The 13,922-nt window shown below is 68.4% G+C and carries 9 protein-coding genes; 4 read left to right on the plus strand and 5 right to left on the minus strand.

The annotated features are described in order from the left end of the window. Window positions 1–57 precede the first annotated feature (57 nt). Window positions 58–1,563, plus strand: a complete 1,506-nt coding sequence (locus tag LWW89_RS12330; RefSeq protein ID WP_293264580.1) for an aminoacyl-histidine dipeptidase — start codon at window positions 58–60, stop codon at window positions 1,561–1,563. A gap of 175 nt (window positions 1,564–1,738) precedes the next feature. On the opposite strand, the gene LWW89_RS12335 is transcribed toward LWW89_RS12330, so the two are convergent. Further along, a complete protein-coding gene (locus LWW89_RS12335; RefSeq protein WP_293264582.1) occupies window positions 1,739–4,255 on the minus strand; it encodes a transglycosylase domain-containing protein in 2,517 nt (838 codons plus the stop codon). A gap of 431 nt (window positions 4,256–4,686) precedes the next feature. Here LWW89_RS12335 and LWW89_RS12340 point away from each other — a divergent pair, with 431 nt between their 5' ends. Together LWW89_RS12340 and guaD are read left to right on the plus strand one after the other, a co-directional pair. After that, a complete protein-coding gene (locus tag LWW89_RS12340; protein ID WP_293264584.1) occupies window positions 4,687–5,703 on the plus strand; it encodes a hypothetical protein in 1,017 nt (338 codons plus the stop codon). Window positions 5,704–5,855: 152 nt separating this feature from the next. Then, a complete protein-coding gene (gene guaD, locus LWW89_RS12345; protein ID WP_293264586.1) occupies window positions 5,856–7,187 on the plus strand; it encodes a guanine deaminase in 1,332 nt (443 codons plus the stop codon). A 127-nt stretch (window positions 7,188–7,314) separates the two neighbouring features. Here the strand turns inward: guaD and LWW89_RS12350 are convergent, their stop codons facing one another. From LWW89_RS12350 to sugE, 3 genes are all read right to left on the minus strand, one after another. Then, window positions 7,315–7,764 (minus strand): hypothetical protein, encoded by a 450-nt coding sequence (locus tag LWW89_RS12350; protein WP_293264588.1) that lies wholly within the window; start codon window positions 7,762–7,764, stop codon window positions 7,315–7,317. Between the two features lie 142 nt (window positions 7,765–7,906). Beyond that, window positions 7,907–8,359 carry a thioredoxin TrxC gene (gene trxC, locus LWW89_RS12355; RefSeq protein ID WP_293264590.1) on the minus strand — a complete coding sequence of 151 codons (453 nt, stop codon included), beginning with the start codon at window positions 8,357–8,359 and terminating at the stop codon, window positions 7,907–7,909. Between the two features lie 100 nt (window positions 8,360–8,459). After that, a complete protein-coding gene (gene sugE, locus LWW89_RS12360) occupies window positions 8,460–8,771 on the minus strand; it encodes a quaternary ammonium compound efflux SMR transporter SugE (RefSeq protein WP_365781726.1) in 312 nt (103 codons plus the stop codon). Window positions 8,772–9,100: 329 nt separating this feature from the next. On the opposite strand from sugE, the gene LWW89_RS12365 reads away from it, so the two are divergent. Further along, on the plus strand, window positions 9,101–11,305 hold the full coding sequence (locus LWW89_RS12365) for an EAL domain-containing protein (RefSeq protein ID WP_293264594.1): 2,205 nt from the start codon (window positions 9,101–9,103) through the stop codon (window positions 11,303–11,305). A gap of 116 nt (window positions 11,306–11,421) precedes the next feature. On the opposite strand, the gene LWW89_RS12370 is transcribed toward LWW89_RS12365, so the two are convergent. Continuing rightward, the gene (locus tag LWW89_RS12370) at window positions 11,422–13,374 is read right to left on the minus strand and encodes an autotransporter outer membrane beta-barrel domain-containing protein (RefSeq protein WP_293264596.1); all 1,953 of its coding nucleotides are present in this window, start codon (window positions 13,372–13,374) and stop codon (window positions 11,422–11,424) included. Window positions 13,375–13,922: the final 548 nt, after the last annotated feature.

A 13,922-nucleotide genomic window follows, 5' to 3' on the forward strand; every position in this document is an offset into this window, starting at 1 on the left:
AATAGGGGCTTTTATTTCCCGCAGGCATCGGCACCGCCGGCCTGGGCCCCTACCGTCATGAACGCCGTTGCCCCTCTCCCCTTCGCCGACCTCACCCCCGCCCCCGTCTGGCGCCACTTCGCCACCCTGTGCGCCATTCCCCGCCCGTCCAAGCATGAGGCGGCTTTGCGTGGGCACCTGGCGGCCTGGGCGGCGGGGCGTGGGCTGGCGACTGAGCAGGACGGGGCCGGCAATCTGCTGATCCGCAAGGCCGGCAGCCCGGGGCGTGAGAACGAGGCCGGGGTGATCCTGCAAGGCCATCTGGATATGGTCTGCCAGAAGAACGGCGGCACCGAGCACGACTTCCACCGCGACCCGATCCGCCCGGTGCGGGACGGCAGCTGGCTGGTGGCGCCGGACACCACCCTGGGGGCCGACAACGGCCTGGGGGTGGCCCTGGCCCTGGCGGTGCTGGAGGCGGACGGCCTCTCCCACCCGCCCCTGGAGGTGCTGCTCACCGTCGATGAGGAAGCCGGCATGGGCGGCGCCCTGGGGCTGCAACCGGGCTGGCTGCGGGGCACCCGGCTGATCAACATCGACACCGAGGAATGGGGCCACTTCTACCTGGGCTGCGCCGGCGGGCTGGACGTGAATGTGGACTGGACCCTGCCCAACGAACCCGCGCCGGCGGGCTGGACCGCTGGGCGCATCGAGGTGGCCGGGCTGCGCGGCGGCCACTCGGGCATCGACATCGACAAAGGCCGGGGCAACGCCATCAAGCTGCTGGTGCGCCTGCTGCGCGACCTGACGGATGCCCACCCGGGCGCCTTCCGCCTGAGCGGCCTGGGCGGCGGCACGGCGCGCAACGCCCTGGCACGGGAAGCCTCGGCCACCATCGCCCTGAACCCCGCGTCCCTGGCCGATCTTCAGGCCACCCTCGCGGAGAGGGCCGCCGTTATTGGCCGGGAATACGCGGGCGTTGAAGATCGTTTATCGGCGCGGCTTTCCACGGGGGCTCCCGGCGAGGCCCCCTCCCCCATCCTCACCGCCGCCGCCCAGGCCGCCCTGCTGGCGGCCTTCAACGCCGCGCCCCACGGGGTGGCGCGCATGAGCCAGAGCGTCGCTGGCGTGGTGGAAACCTCCAACAACCTGGGGGTGCTGACCCTGGCCGCGGGCCGCGCCCGGGCCAACTTCATGGTCCGCTCCCTGGTGGATTCGGCCGCCCTGGCCCACGCCCGGGCGATTGCCGACCTGTTTGCCTTGCTCGGCCCGGACTGCCGCGTCACCACCGGCGACAACTACCCGGGCTGGCGGCCCAACCCGGATTCGCCCCTGCTGGCCCTGGCGCAGCAGGTCTTTGCCCGGGAATTCCCAAACGACAACGGCGGCACGGCCAAGGTGGAGGTGATCCACGCCGGCCTGGAGTGCGGCATCATCGGCGCCGCCTACCCGGAACTGGACATGCTCTCCTTCGGCCCCACCATCCGCGGCGCCCACGCCCCGGGGGAACGGGTCGAGGTGGCCAGCGTGGCCAAGTGCTGGCACCTGCTCACAGCCCTGCTGGCGGCCCTGCCGGCACGCTGAAAAATTCCGGATGCCCCGGGCCGCCTAAAAACCAACCGGCCGGAAACCCAATAGGGACGCGGACTTTCAGATAGGCCGCCTTAAACGCAAGAATTGGCGCGGGTTTCCACAGGCACCTTCTGGAAATCAAGGCAGGGCGCGGCGTTCCGGCCAGCGCCAGGGCGGCGGCGGGTGATTACGGCTGGGGGGCGCCACCGGCCGGGCCGGGCACGGCGCCCCCCGGGGCGTTGCCCGGGGGATTGGCGGCGCCTCCGGGCGGCGCGCTGCTGCTTCCACCGTTGTTGCCGCCACTGCCACCACTGCCACCTGATCCCGCCGGCGCCCCCGCAGGTCCAGGCAGCCCCCGGGCCTCGGGGGGCACCAGGTCCGGCGGCAGATCCGGGTTCGGCTGGGAGGTTCCCATGTCCTCCACCGGCGCCGCCTCCTGGGGTTCGGGCAGGGGCTCCGGCGGCGCCACGGGAGGCGCCTTGGGCGCTTGCGGCTTCGGCGCCGGGCCGAACAGTCGGTCGTGCAGGGTCTCGTACAGGCCCTGGGCCCACTCCGCCACCCAGTCAGTGAAGCGGTTCCACCAGCGCACGACGAAGCGCTTCTCCGGTTCCTCGAAGCGGGCCTTGGCGTCGATGGCCTTGCCGCGCAGGGCGCGCTGGAAGAAGTCGCCCACCATGGGCAGTGCGCTGTGGGCGCCCTGGCCCCAGTAGTCGCTGCGCAGGGTGATGCGGTTGTCGTTGAAGCCGACCCAGGCCCCGGCCACCAGCTCCGGGTGCATCAGGATGAACCAGCCGTCGGTGTTGCCCTGGGTGGTGCCGGTCTTGCCCGCCACGTCGGCGCGGATGCCGTAGCGGCTGCGGATGGCCACGCCGGTGCCCTTGTCCACCACCCCGCGCATGGCGTCGAGCAGGGTGTAGGCAGCATTGGCCGGGAGGGCCGGCTCCGCGTCTGCCGGGGCGAACTCGGCCAGGACCTTGCCGTTGCGGTCCTCGATGCGGGTGACCATGGTGGGGGGAATGTAGGCGCCGCCGTTGGCGATGGTGCCGTAGGCGCTGACCATCTCCTTGAGAGTCACCGGGCTGGTGCCGAGCGCCAGGGACGGCACCTGCTCCAGGGGGCTCTGGCGCACCCCCATGGCCTGGGCCAGCTTGGCCACCTTGGCCGGGCCCACGGTCTGCATCAGCTGGGCGGTGATGGTGTTCTTGGAATAGGCCAGGGCATCGCCCAGGGTCATGGGCTGGCCGCTGGGCGGGGAATGGTCGCCGGGGCGCCACACCTCGCCGCCTTTGAGGGGGATTTCCACCGCCTGGTCCACCAGGGTGTCGTCGGGCTTGGCGCCCTGGGCGAAGGCGACGCCATAGACGAAGGGTTTGAAGGTGGAGCCGGGCTGGCGGCGGGCCTGCTGCACGTGGTCAAAGCCGTCTTGCAGGTAATCCCGGCTACCCACCCAGGCCCGCACCTGGCCGGTACGCGGGTCCAGGGCGAGGAAGCCGGCCTGGATGGTGGCCTTCTGCTTGCGCAGGGTTTCCATGAAGGCCCGGTCGGCGAGCAGCTTCTTCATCGCCTGGGCCTGATCCAGGCCGGCGTCCCGGGCGGCCTTGTAGTCCGGCGTTTCGGCGACGAAGGCGGCCAGCAGCGGATCGGCCGCCCCCTTGGCGCCACGGCGGAAGCGGCCGGCCCACATGCCGTCGGCCAGGCCCTGGAGCTGGGCGCCCTGGCGCGCCACCGCCTGGGTGGCCCAGGCTTGCAGGCGCGAATCGACGGTGGTGCGCACCACCAGGCCGTCGGCGTAGATGTTGTAGTCGTGGTCGTCGGCCCAGGCGATCAGCCACTTGCGCAGCTGCTGGGCGAAATGGGGTGCCGGCCCGGGGGGCTCGGTCTGGCGCTCGAACTCCAGCTTGAGGGGCTTTTTCTTCAGGGCCTCGAACTGGGCCGGCGCCAGGCGCTCGCGCTTGACCATCTGGGCCAGCACCGTGTTGCGCCGTTGCAGGGCCCGCTCCGGGTTGAGCACCGGGTTGTAGTAGCTGTTGCCCTTCAACATGCCCACCAGGGTGGCGCTTTGCAGCACGTCGAGCTTGCCGGCGCTGCTGTCGAAGTAGGTGCGCGCCGCCATCTCGATGCCGTAGGCGTTGTAGAGGAAGGGCACCGTGTTCAGGTAGGTCTCGAGGATCTCGTCCTTGGTGTACAGGGCCTCGATCTTGAAGGCGGTGATGGCCTCCTTGAGCTTGCGCGTCAGGGTCGGCGCCCGGCCGATATCGTCCGGGTAGAGGTTGCGCGCCAGCTGCTGGGTGATGGTGGAGCCGCCCTGGCGGTCGCCGGAAAAGGTGCGCAGGGCCGCCCCGGCGGTGCGCCGCCAGTCGATGCCGTGGTGCTGGTAGAAGCGGTGGTCCTCGGTGGCCACCAGGGCTTCCACCACCCGGGGCGAAATGTCGGCCAGGGACACCCATTCCCGGTTGGCGCGCTTGAACACCGCCAACTCCTTACCGTCGGCGGAGAGCACCTGGGCCGGCTGCTCCTGCTTGGCCTTGCGGATGTCGCTGATGCCCGGGGTGAACGGGATCAGGACGAGGACGTAGAGCAGGAACAGGGCCGGCGGCGCGGCCAGGACGATGGCCACGGTCCGGCGGGTGGGCCGGGGCAGTCGGGACAGCAGGCGCAGGAAGGGAGCAAGGCGGGACTTGAGCTGGTCTGGGGCCAGATTCATCGCGGGTCGTCAGGCGGGGAGGCAACGAGCGTTGCAAAAAAGGACGCGGCCAATCCGGCGCCCTGAGAGGTATAGCCCGCCATTGTCCTCCTCCGGCGCCAGGATTTCACGTGACGTTTTGTGCCGCCGCATTGTGCCGCCGGACAGCAACGGTTTGAAACACAGGCTTACAAATACCCTTGCATTATCAGGGAATTATCCAAACCCGAGAACGTCGACTACAGTGAAAGCAACGGGCATCCCGCTCGTGCCTCCGGGTTCGGATCGATGGACGGTGAGGCAGGAATGGAGGGGCGGGTACGGATCGTTTCCACATCATGCAGGGCAGTGCCATGGATGTTTCGCTCACCACCGGAGTTGCCGGCTTTGCCGCGACGCCTCGCCTCACGGCGCTCATACCGGCCACGGTAGGAACCAGTGCGGACGCCTCCTTGCCGCAAGCCACGCTCGACTACAGCCCGAGCGCGATCGTGGACTTATCGGCGGCGGGGCTGCTCGCCGCCGCCGGCGACAGCCAGAGTGGCAACGACGGCAGCCTGTTGCAGCAAAGCCTGAGCGACATCGCCGCCACGGACCAGGGTAGCGGCACCACCCCTTATGCCTCGCTGCTGATCAACGGCGTGCTGGGCGCGAGCCCCACCGTCTCGCCAGACGCCCTCACCGCCGCCAGCCTGGCCGATACGACGCTGGAAACGGCCATCGCCGCCAATCCTGACAACGCCGCCGCCCTGGTGTCCCAGGCAACGAGCGCCCTGGCCGCCCAGGCAACCGCCTTCGAAAACCAACTCGCCACCAGCACCCAATCCCAGGACAACGCCGCCCTGCTCACCGCCGCCGCGGTCCTGCCGGTAGGGGAAAGCTCATCCCTGACCTCGGACGTGCTCCTGCTGCAAGCCGGACTGGCCAGCGCCAGCCCCCTGCTCGACACGACCAGCCCCCTCGAAGACCTGCTGGCTGCAAGCCAGCCGGCGGTTCAACTCCCGACTACGACGGTGCCGGCCGCGGCGGCGGCCGCCAACGCCGCCTCCCAGCAAAACTCCGCCGCCGGAGCGCCTTCGACCCAGGCCACCACCACAGCGCAACTGGCTACCAGCCTCGCCGACAACCAGACCACCGCCCAGGAGTTGGCGGCCACCACTGCGACGCCCAGCGACTCCGCCACCGCCGACCTGCTCGCCTCCCAGGCGACCCAGGCGCTACAGAACCTGCTTTCCGACCCCGTGGCCCAGACCCAAAGCATCCTGGACACGCCCCTTTACGCGGCCCTGATCGCCAGCAGCCACCTGGGCGACTTCGTCCAGCCCGCCCAGGCGACGTCCCGCGCCCCCACGGCGTCGGACAGCCCTGCGCCGGTTTCCGCCACGTCCCGGGCGCGCTACATCGCCTACTACAACCAGCAGCTGGAAAACGAAGGACAGAACCAGCGCGTTCAGCAGGTGCTGTCCTGAGAGGCAGCCCCACCGCTGTCGACGACACGCCCTGTTTTTCCCTTCATCCGCAGCCCCGCCCCTGGCGGGGCTGCGCTTTTTGACGGCGGCGGCGACAATGGCCCCCATACCTTCCGCCAACTCCTCGCCAGCCGCCCGCGCGGCGCCACACCATGGACCTGCACCTCGGCACCCTCTTCCACTGCCTCGACGACCCGGACTCCAAAGAGAATGAAGCCCCGGCCCCGCCCGCCTGGGAATTCATCCCCCAGGGCGCCCTGGCCGTGGAAGGCGGACGCGTGGCGGACCGGGGCCCGGCGGCAGTGCTCGCCGCCCGCTACCCCGACGCCCGCCGTCACGACTGGGGCACCGGCCTGATCGTGCCGGGCTTCGTGGATACCCACATCCACGCCGCCCAGGTGGACGTGATCGCCTCCCACGGCAGCCAGCTGCTCGACTGGCTGGAGCGCTACACCTTCCCCGAGGAAACCCGCTTCGCCGACCCGGACCACGCGGCGGCGGCCTCCGCCTTCTTCTTCGACCAACTGGCCGCCCACGGCACCACCAGCGCCTGCATCTTCCCCACGGTGCACGAGGGCGCCACCGAGGCGGTATTCGCCGAGGCGGCCCGGCGCCGGCTGCGCATCGCCTGCGGCAAGGTGGCGATGAACCGCTTCTGCCCCGAGGCCCTACGCGACGGCCCCGACCTGGGCCGGGCCGCCACCGAGCGGCTGATCGCCCGCTGGCACGGCCACGGCCGACTGCGCTACATCCTCACCCCCCGCTTCGCCCCGGCCTCGACACCGGCACAACTGGCCTGGCTGGGCGGATTGCGCCGGGAGGTACCCGGCCTGGCGGTACAGTCCCACGTGGCGGAAAACCGGGCCGAAGTGGCCTGGGTGCAGGAGCTGTACCCGGAAGCGCGCAGCTATCTGGACGTCTATGAGCGCCACGGCCTGCTCGGCCCGGGCTGCGTCTACGCCCACGGCATCCACCTGGACGACGCCGACCGGGCCCGGCTGGCGGCCACCGGCACCGCCATCGCCTTTTGCCCGACGTCCAACGAATTTCTCGGTAGCGGCCTGTTTGACCTGGCCCGGGCGCAAGAGGCAGGCGTCACGGTGGGCCTGGGCAGCGACGTGGGGGCCGGCACCTCCTACTCGCTGCTGCGCACCCTGGCCTCGGCCTACGGGGTGTTGCAGTTGCAGGGGCAGAGCCTCAGCCCCTGGCGCGGCTTCTACCTGGCCACCCTGGCCGGCGCCCGGGCCCTGGGGCTGGACGGCCTGATCGGCAACTTCGAGACCGGCAAGGAGGCGGATTTCGTGGTGCTCGACCCCGAGGCCACGCCGGTGCTGGCCCGGCGCTGCGCCCGGGCCCTGGAACGGGCCGGGGGCGACCTGGCGGCTGCCGCCGGGGAAATCCTCTTCGCCCTGATGCTGCTCGGCGACGACCGGGCGGTGCGGACCACCCACATCCTGGGCGAGGCGGCCTACCGGCGGACGTAGGACACCAGGGCGGCAAGCGGCCGCAAGGAAGGCCAACGCAAACCGAAGGGGAGCCTCGCGGCTCCCCCGGTGATGGACGCGTGGGGTAGCGCCCGGCCAACCCTTGCCGGACGCGGCAGGCTAACGATCAGTCGCGCCGGCCCCGGTCGCGGTCATAGCCGCGATCATGGTCGTGGCCCCGATCCCCGTCCCAGCCACGGCCCGGTCCCGGGCCACGGCGGTCGTCCCAATGGCGATCCCGGTGCATTTCCCGGTAACGCGGCACATAGACGTTGTTGTACCAGCGCTCCTGGACGAAATAGACCGGCCGGCCGCAGGCGTTGTACTGGTAGCAGTAGCGCCGCCAGTCGCGGGCCTGCCAGGGCGGCACATACAGGTAGACGGGGGGCGGCAGGGACGGACCGCGCTGGATGATCATCGGCTGGGGATAGACGAGCGCCGGGGCCGGGTAGTTGCCGATGTCGATGCGGCCGTAGAACCCGGGATCGCCCACGCTCACCGAAACGCCCACGTCGGCCAGGGCCGGCGTCGCTGCGGCCGCAGCGCTCAGGATCAGGGCGGAAAGAATTCGTTTCATGGCCGGAACCTCCTCTGTCAGTGGTTCCTATTTGACGCACGGCCATGGGGAAACGTTGACCCGCTTTCCCGCCATTCGCGTAATCAACTGCAAGCAATTGCAAACACGGCCCCGGCGGGCAGCACCGCCGTACTACGGGGTTTCAGGCGCTCCCCGCTTGGCGCAGCCAGGTCTCGATCTGCTCGACGGACAGGGCGCCGGACTGGCGCGCCACCTCCCGTCCGCCCTTGAACAGGATCAGGGTGGGAATGCTGCGGATGGCGAAGCGCGCCGCCAGGGCCTGGTTGGCCTCGGTATCCACCTTGGCGAACCGCACGCCCGGGGTCCGCCGGGCCGCCGCCGCGAAGGCCGGGGCCATGGCCCGGCAGGGGCCGCACCAAGCCGCCCAGAAATCCACCAGCACCGGCTGGTCGGAACGGCCAACGTAACGCTCGAAATCGACGGCGCCGGCCCCCAGGGCGACGGGTTCCCCCGGCAGCAACGGTGCCTTGCACTGGCCGCAGGCGGGCCCTTCGCCAATCCGTTCGGCGGCGATGCGGTTGATGGCGCCGCAGGACGGGCAGACGGCGTGCAGGGCGGAAGCGGTGGCGGACATGAGCGTCTCCGGTCAATCAGAATATGCTCATATATGCGGCCGAAGCGGCGGATTTCAAGCCGCCCCGACGCCGGGGCGACGCCCTTTCAGACGCCAGGTCTCAGCCGAACTTGAGGCCGAGCACCCCGCCCAGGATGAGGGCCACGCAGAGCATGCGCAGGACGGTTAGGGGTTCGCCGAACAGCAGGATGCCGAGCAGCACCGTGCCCGCCGCCCCCAGACCGGTCCACACCGCATAGGCGGTGCCGATCGGCAGGGTACGGGCAGCCCAGCCCAGTAGAATCACGCTGACGGCCATGGCCGCCAGGGTCAGGACGGAAGGCGCCAGGCGGGTGAACCCGTCGGTGTACTTGAGGCCGATGGCCCAGGCCACCTCGCACAGGGCGGCCGCCACCAGCACGGTCCAGGCCATGGGAATGGAAAGCAGGGGGAGAAACGACATGGGGACAATCCTCACACGGGGCCGTCCCCAGACGATCAGCACGCTCCGGGCCGTCCCGGAGGCCGGAGGCGCGGCGGACCCGCCCTCCTCAGGCCCATGCCGAAAAATGCCGGCAGCGCCGTCCATGGTGAAGGCAATGGATGCGACGCCAATCGAGGCTGGACCTGCCCGGGAATGCTAGCCGAAATTCGCCCGGCATTTGGTGACGGACTGTGCCAAACTGGCCCCATCGGGCCGAACCGGCCGGTCCGCTCCCATGACGGGAGCGTTCCCAGAACGAAGAACATGCGGCGCCACCCATGACCACCAGCCCACCCGATTCCCTCACCGCTGCCACCTGCGCGGCCGGCCGCCCCTCTTCCCGCCTGCCCTGGCCCCTGCTCACCGGCCTGGCCCTGGTGCTGCTGGCGCTCTGGCTGCTGCCCCTGGAAGGGGTCAAGCGCAGCCACGGCCTCTTTCCCCTGGCGCTGCACACCGTCTCCGAAATCTTCGCGGTGATCGTCGCCATGCTGGTGTTCGCCGTGGCCTGGAACGCCTACGCCCGGGAGCGGGCCGGCAACATCCTGATCCTGGCCTGCGCCTTTCTCGGCGTGGGGCTGCTCGATTTCGGCCATGCCCTCTCCTACCAGGGCATGCCAGACCTGGTCACTCCCGCCTCGCCGGGCAAGGCCATCGACTTCTGGCTCACCGCCCGCCTGCTGGCGGCCCTGGCCCTGCTGACCGCCGCCCTGCGGCCGTGGACGCCGCTGCGCCGCAGCGAATCCCGCTACCGCCTGCTGGCCGGCGTGCTCGCGGCCACCGGCGCCGTGTTCGTCCTGCAACTGTACTGGCCCGAGGTCTGGCCCCTCACCTTCGTCCCCGGCCAGGGCCTGACCCCGTTCAAGGTCGGCACCGAGTTCGGCATCATCGCCATCCTGGCCCTGGCGGCCTGGCGCTTCCACCGCCTGCACCGAGCCAAGGCCCCCTGCGATGCGGCCAACCTGTTCGCCGCCTGCCTGATCGGCATCCTGAGCGAGCTGTGCTTCACCCTGTACACCAACGTGCACGACCTGTTCAGCCTGGTCGGCCACCTGTACAAGATCGTCGCCTACCTGTTCATCTACCGGGCGATCTTCGTCGCCAGCGTGCGCGAGCCCTACCGGCGCCTCGAAGTCGCCATCGCCGAGCGCCAGGCGGCGGAAAACCGGGTCGAGTACCTGGCCTACCACGACGCCCTGACCGGCCTGCCCAACCGCATGCTGCTCCAGGACCGGCTCGAACAGGCCATGGTCTGGGCCGGCCGGAGCGGCACCAAGCTGGCCCTGCTGTTCCTGGACCTGGACAACTTCAAGGCGATCAACGATTCCCTCGGCCACGCAGCCAGCGACGACCTGCTCAAGACCCTGGCGGCCAACCTGAAGGCCAGCCTGCGCAACACCGACACCATCAGCCGCCAGAGCGGCGACGAGTTCGTGATGGTTCTGTCCGGCCTCGACAACCGCGAGGACTGCACGCCGCTCCTGGCCCAGATCATGGAGGGCATCCAGGCGCCGATCCACCTGGGCGACACCGAAATCGCCCTGTCGGCCTCCATCGGCATCGCCCTCTATCCGGACGATGGCCAGACTTTCGACGCCCTGCTGCAAAAGGCCGAAACCGCCATGTACACCGCCAAGGAGGCGGGACGCAACGCCTACCGGTTCTTCGACGAATCCATGAGCACCGAGGCAGTCGCCAACCTGGCCCTGCGCAACGGCCTGCGCCGGGCCTTGGAACAAAAGCAGTTCGTGCTGCACTACCAGCCCCAGATCGACCTGGCCAGCGGCGCGGTGATCGGCGTCGAAGCCCTGATCCGCTGGCAGCACCCGGACCTGGGCCTCCTCGCCCCGGGCCGCTTCATCGCCGTAGCCGAGGACAGCGGCCTGATCGTACCCATGGGCGAATGGGTCATCGAAGAAGCCTGCCGCCAGGGCGCCCGCTGGCGGCGCGCCGGGCTGCCGCCCCTGGTCGTGGCGGTCAACCTCTCGGCCATCCAGTTCCGCCGCGGCAACGTGGAGCAGACGGTGATGCGCGCCCTGGAGGCCTCGGGCCTGCCCCCGGAATGGCTGGAGTTGGAACTGACCGAGTCGATCCTGCTCCAGGGCACCGACAGCGTGTTCGCCATCGTGCGCGAACTCAAGCGCCACGGCGTCAAGTTCTCCATCGACGACTTCGGCACCGGCTACTCCAGCCTGTCCTACCTGAAGCGTTTCGCGGTGGACAAGCTGAAGATCGACCAATCCTTCGTCCGCGACCTGGCCCCGGATTCCGACGACGCCGCCATCATCCGCGCCATCGTCCAGATGGCCCATAGCCTGGGTCTGCGCACCATCGCCGAAGGCGTCGAAACCGAAGACACCCTGGAACTGCTGCGCCACTTCGGCTGCGACGAGGCCCAGGGCTACCACTTCGCCCGCCCCATGCCGGCGGAGGCCATAAACGCCTACCTGGCAAAAAACCACCCGCCCTTGGCCATGAGCGCCTAAGCATGAGGCAAGTGGGATAACCCCATGAAAAAAGCCCTTGGGATTGCCAAGGGCTTTTTTCTGCGGGAATGCAACAGGGCGCCGCCAGGAAACGGCGGTGCCAAGCAAATGCGCGGCTAGAACATCCAGAGTGCCTTGAGGGATGCGGTCTGGTTGAGGAACCCCTGGCGCACGTCGGCATCGTAGCGAAGATTGATTTCCGTGCCGCCGTCGGTGGTATAGGCGTACCCCACGCCCCCCCGCAGGGACCAGGGCTGAGGCTTCGCACCGGTGGCGATGAAGGTCGTATCGGGGACGGAGGCAAAGGCCGCAACCAGATTGTCCCGTTTGGCCAGCGCATCGTAGGCAATGCCGGCATTGGCGCTGAGGCTGCTGCGCTTGTCCAGCCGGTAGCCCAGCTTGGTATCCACGCCGAGCAACAGTTGCTCGGCGGTACGCCCCTGAACGGACAAGTTGAGCGGGCCGGCGCCGGATTCCTGATAGCCCTCGTCCCGGACGCGGGCGTAGTCGGCGCGTAGCGAGGGGGTCAGCGTGGTCTTAGCCCCCAGGGCAACGGTGCGCGACAGGGCCGTTCCCAGGTACAGGGTCGTGCTGTCGTAGCGAGCGCTGGCGATGTCGCCGACGAAAGCGACGTTGCGCGTGCTTTTGTTGCTGTTTCTGCCCGCTCCCAGTTGGAAGCGGAGGTCGGTGCTTTCATCCAGGGCCAGATTCCCGTAAGCGGCCAACTGGAATAAGGAAATCTTGGCGCTTTGGGGCGCCACGCTGGCGTTGCTGTTCACGTTGGCTTGCGCGTACGAGAATGCGCCCCCCAGGCGTAGGGAGTCGCTGACCATGCGGTCGGTGCCGATGGTCATGCCGCTGGTCTCGGCACTGAAGCCGGAAATGCTTTCCCGGTCATTCTGATGGGCCCAGGAACCGAAGAACTTCATCCATACCTGCCTCCCCACCGCATCGTCGCCGGAGGCCAGGCCGCGCTGGGCGTCGAGACGGGATTGCACGACCCGGCTGATGTCCCCCATGACGCTGTGTGAGACCCGGGCACCGGCACCGTTGAACAGCGGGAGGCTCTGGGAAATGGCAGTGTTGATGTGCCGGTCGGTGATGAGATTGGCACCGTCGAAGATGGCACCGAGTGTTGCGTTGTTTTCGATCAACCGCCCGACAGAGACTGCTGTGCTGTTGCCCTGGGCCCGGGCCGGATCGGAGTAGCGCGTGGGTGAGATGGTCTGCAATACCAGGTCCCAGGTGCGGCCATCCCCATTGCGGTCCACCAACTTGTACTTGATGCCGCTGATGGCTTCCAGGTTGGTGATGTTCAGCCGCTGATCGGCGGTGATCACTCCCGCGTAGGTGCCGGTGACGTAGCTGGTGTTGGGGGCGATACGCAAGCCGTAGGTATTCAGGTTATAGGCACCGAGGTATTTGAACTGGATGGTGCCGAAACTGCCGGGGGTGCTGAAGTAGGTGAAGTACCGGGTGGGAATGGTGCCGGCTTCCAGATAGATGCCATCGTAGTAGCCGCCAAGGGTCAGGCCGGATTGGGCATTGATGAGGTTTTCAATGGTGCCTCCACCGTTGCCGCCCGTAATGATATTGAGGTCCGGGTGTAGGACAGAGGAAGCCATGGTCCCCAGATTGATGACGGTGCCGATGCTGGCGAAGCCGGAAACCTGCACCCCGGTACGCATGTGGCCCAGGTTGATGAAGGTTTCCATCCGGCTCGATCCGGCAACGTTGACGCTGCTCATTTCGCCGTAATTAGTCAGTGAGTTCCAGGTGACGCGATTGGCCAGGATTATGGAACTGACAGTCTGCCCCTCCCGGACGACAAGGGTGGGATCGGCACTACCGCCGACGTTGACGCCAGGCCCGTTGTAGCCGACCCACATGGTGCCGCCGGTCCAGTCGATGGAAGTGTCGGCGGTGCAGGAGGCGTCAATGTAGTCGCGGGTGTTCCAAGAGGTGGGGCAAGCTGCGGCCCGGGCATTCGAGGTGTTCAGCGTGCACAACAGAATGGCGGTGGTGCATACGGCATGGGCGGTCTGGCGCAGGAGGGCGTGCGTCATCATGGCAATAAGAATGGGTTGGCAAAGGGTTTCCGAGGCGATGGGCGGGCACTGCCCTGCGGGGGCCATCGAATGCCGGCAATCGGCCTGGAAGCGGCAATACGGGCGGCATATTAAACGACATCGGCGTAATTAATCAGTGTGGATTGCCGAAACATAACCCGCGCACCGTCGAGAGCCGCAGGCGATGGTGGGGTGGCCTGCACCACCATATGAACATCCTGCAAAAGGCACCACCTACTCTGCCAAGGAGCCCCGGTAAGGCAGACCTTCATCAAGCCGGGGAAGAGCGGCATCCCGTGCGGCGGCGGTGCCAGATGATGACGGCAGCGCGTCCGGGCGGTTACTGCGCTTGGCACGCCGAGCCGTTTCCACCCGGGGCAAAGGCAACCAATGGCTCTTGGGACTGATCAGACAGTCGTGGTGGGAAAGCGATGGGTTTGATGGCTGACGCAAGATCGCCATGGACTTGCGTGACCTGAGGGGGGCCGTGGCAGGTACCGGGCCTATCGGCCGATGCAGATTGATGGGCTATGCCCTTAGCCGGACCA

This window comes from Oryzomicrobium sp., from assembly GCF_021287045.1.
GTDB lineage: Bacteria > Pseudomonadota > Gammaproteobacteria > Burkholderiales > Rhodocyclaceae > Oryzomicrobium.

Coding starts and splice junctions, on each gene's coding strand:
- guaD (WP_293264586.1), top strand. CDS start 5,856: ATGGACCTGCACCTCGGCACCCTCTTCCACTGCCTCGACGACCCGGAC.
- LWW89_RS12335 (WP_293264582.1), bottom strand. CDS start 4,255: ATGAATCTGGCCCCAGACCAGCTCAAGTCCCGCCTTGCTCCCTTCCTG.
- LWW89_RS12370 (WP_293264596.1), bottom strand. CDS start 13,374: ATGATGACGCACGCCCTCCTGCGCCAGACCGCCCATGCCGTATGCACC.
- sugE (WP_365781726.1), bottom strand. CDS start 8,771: ATGGCCTGGACCGTGCTGGTGGCGGCCGCCCTGTGCGAGGTGGCCTGG.
- LWW89_RS12330 (WP_293264580.1), top strand. CDS start 58: ATGAACGCCGTTGCCCCTCTCCCCTTCGCCGACCTCACCCCCGCCCCC.
- trxC (WP_293264590.1), bottom strand. CDS start 8,359: ATGTCCGCCACCGCTTCCGCCCTGCACGCCGTCTGCCCGTCCTGCGGC.
- LWW89_RS12365 (WP_293264594.1), top strand. CDS start 9,101: ATGACCACCAGCCCACCCGATTCCCTCACCGCTGCCACCTGCGCGGCC.
- LWW89_RS12350 (WP_293264588.1), bottom strand. CDS start 7,764: ATGAAACGAATTCTTTCCGCCCTGATCCTGAGCGCTGCGGCCGCAGCG.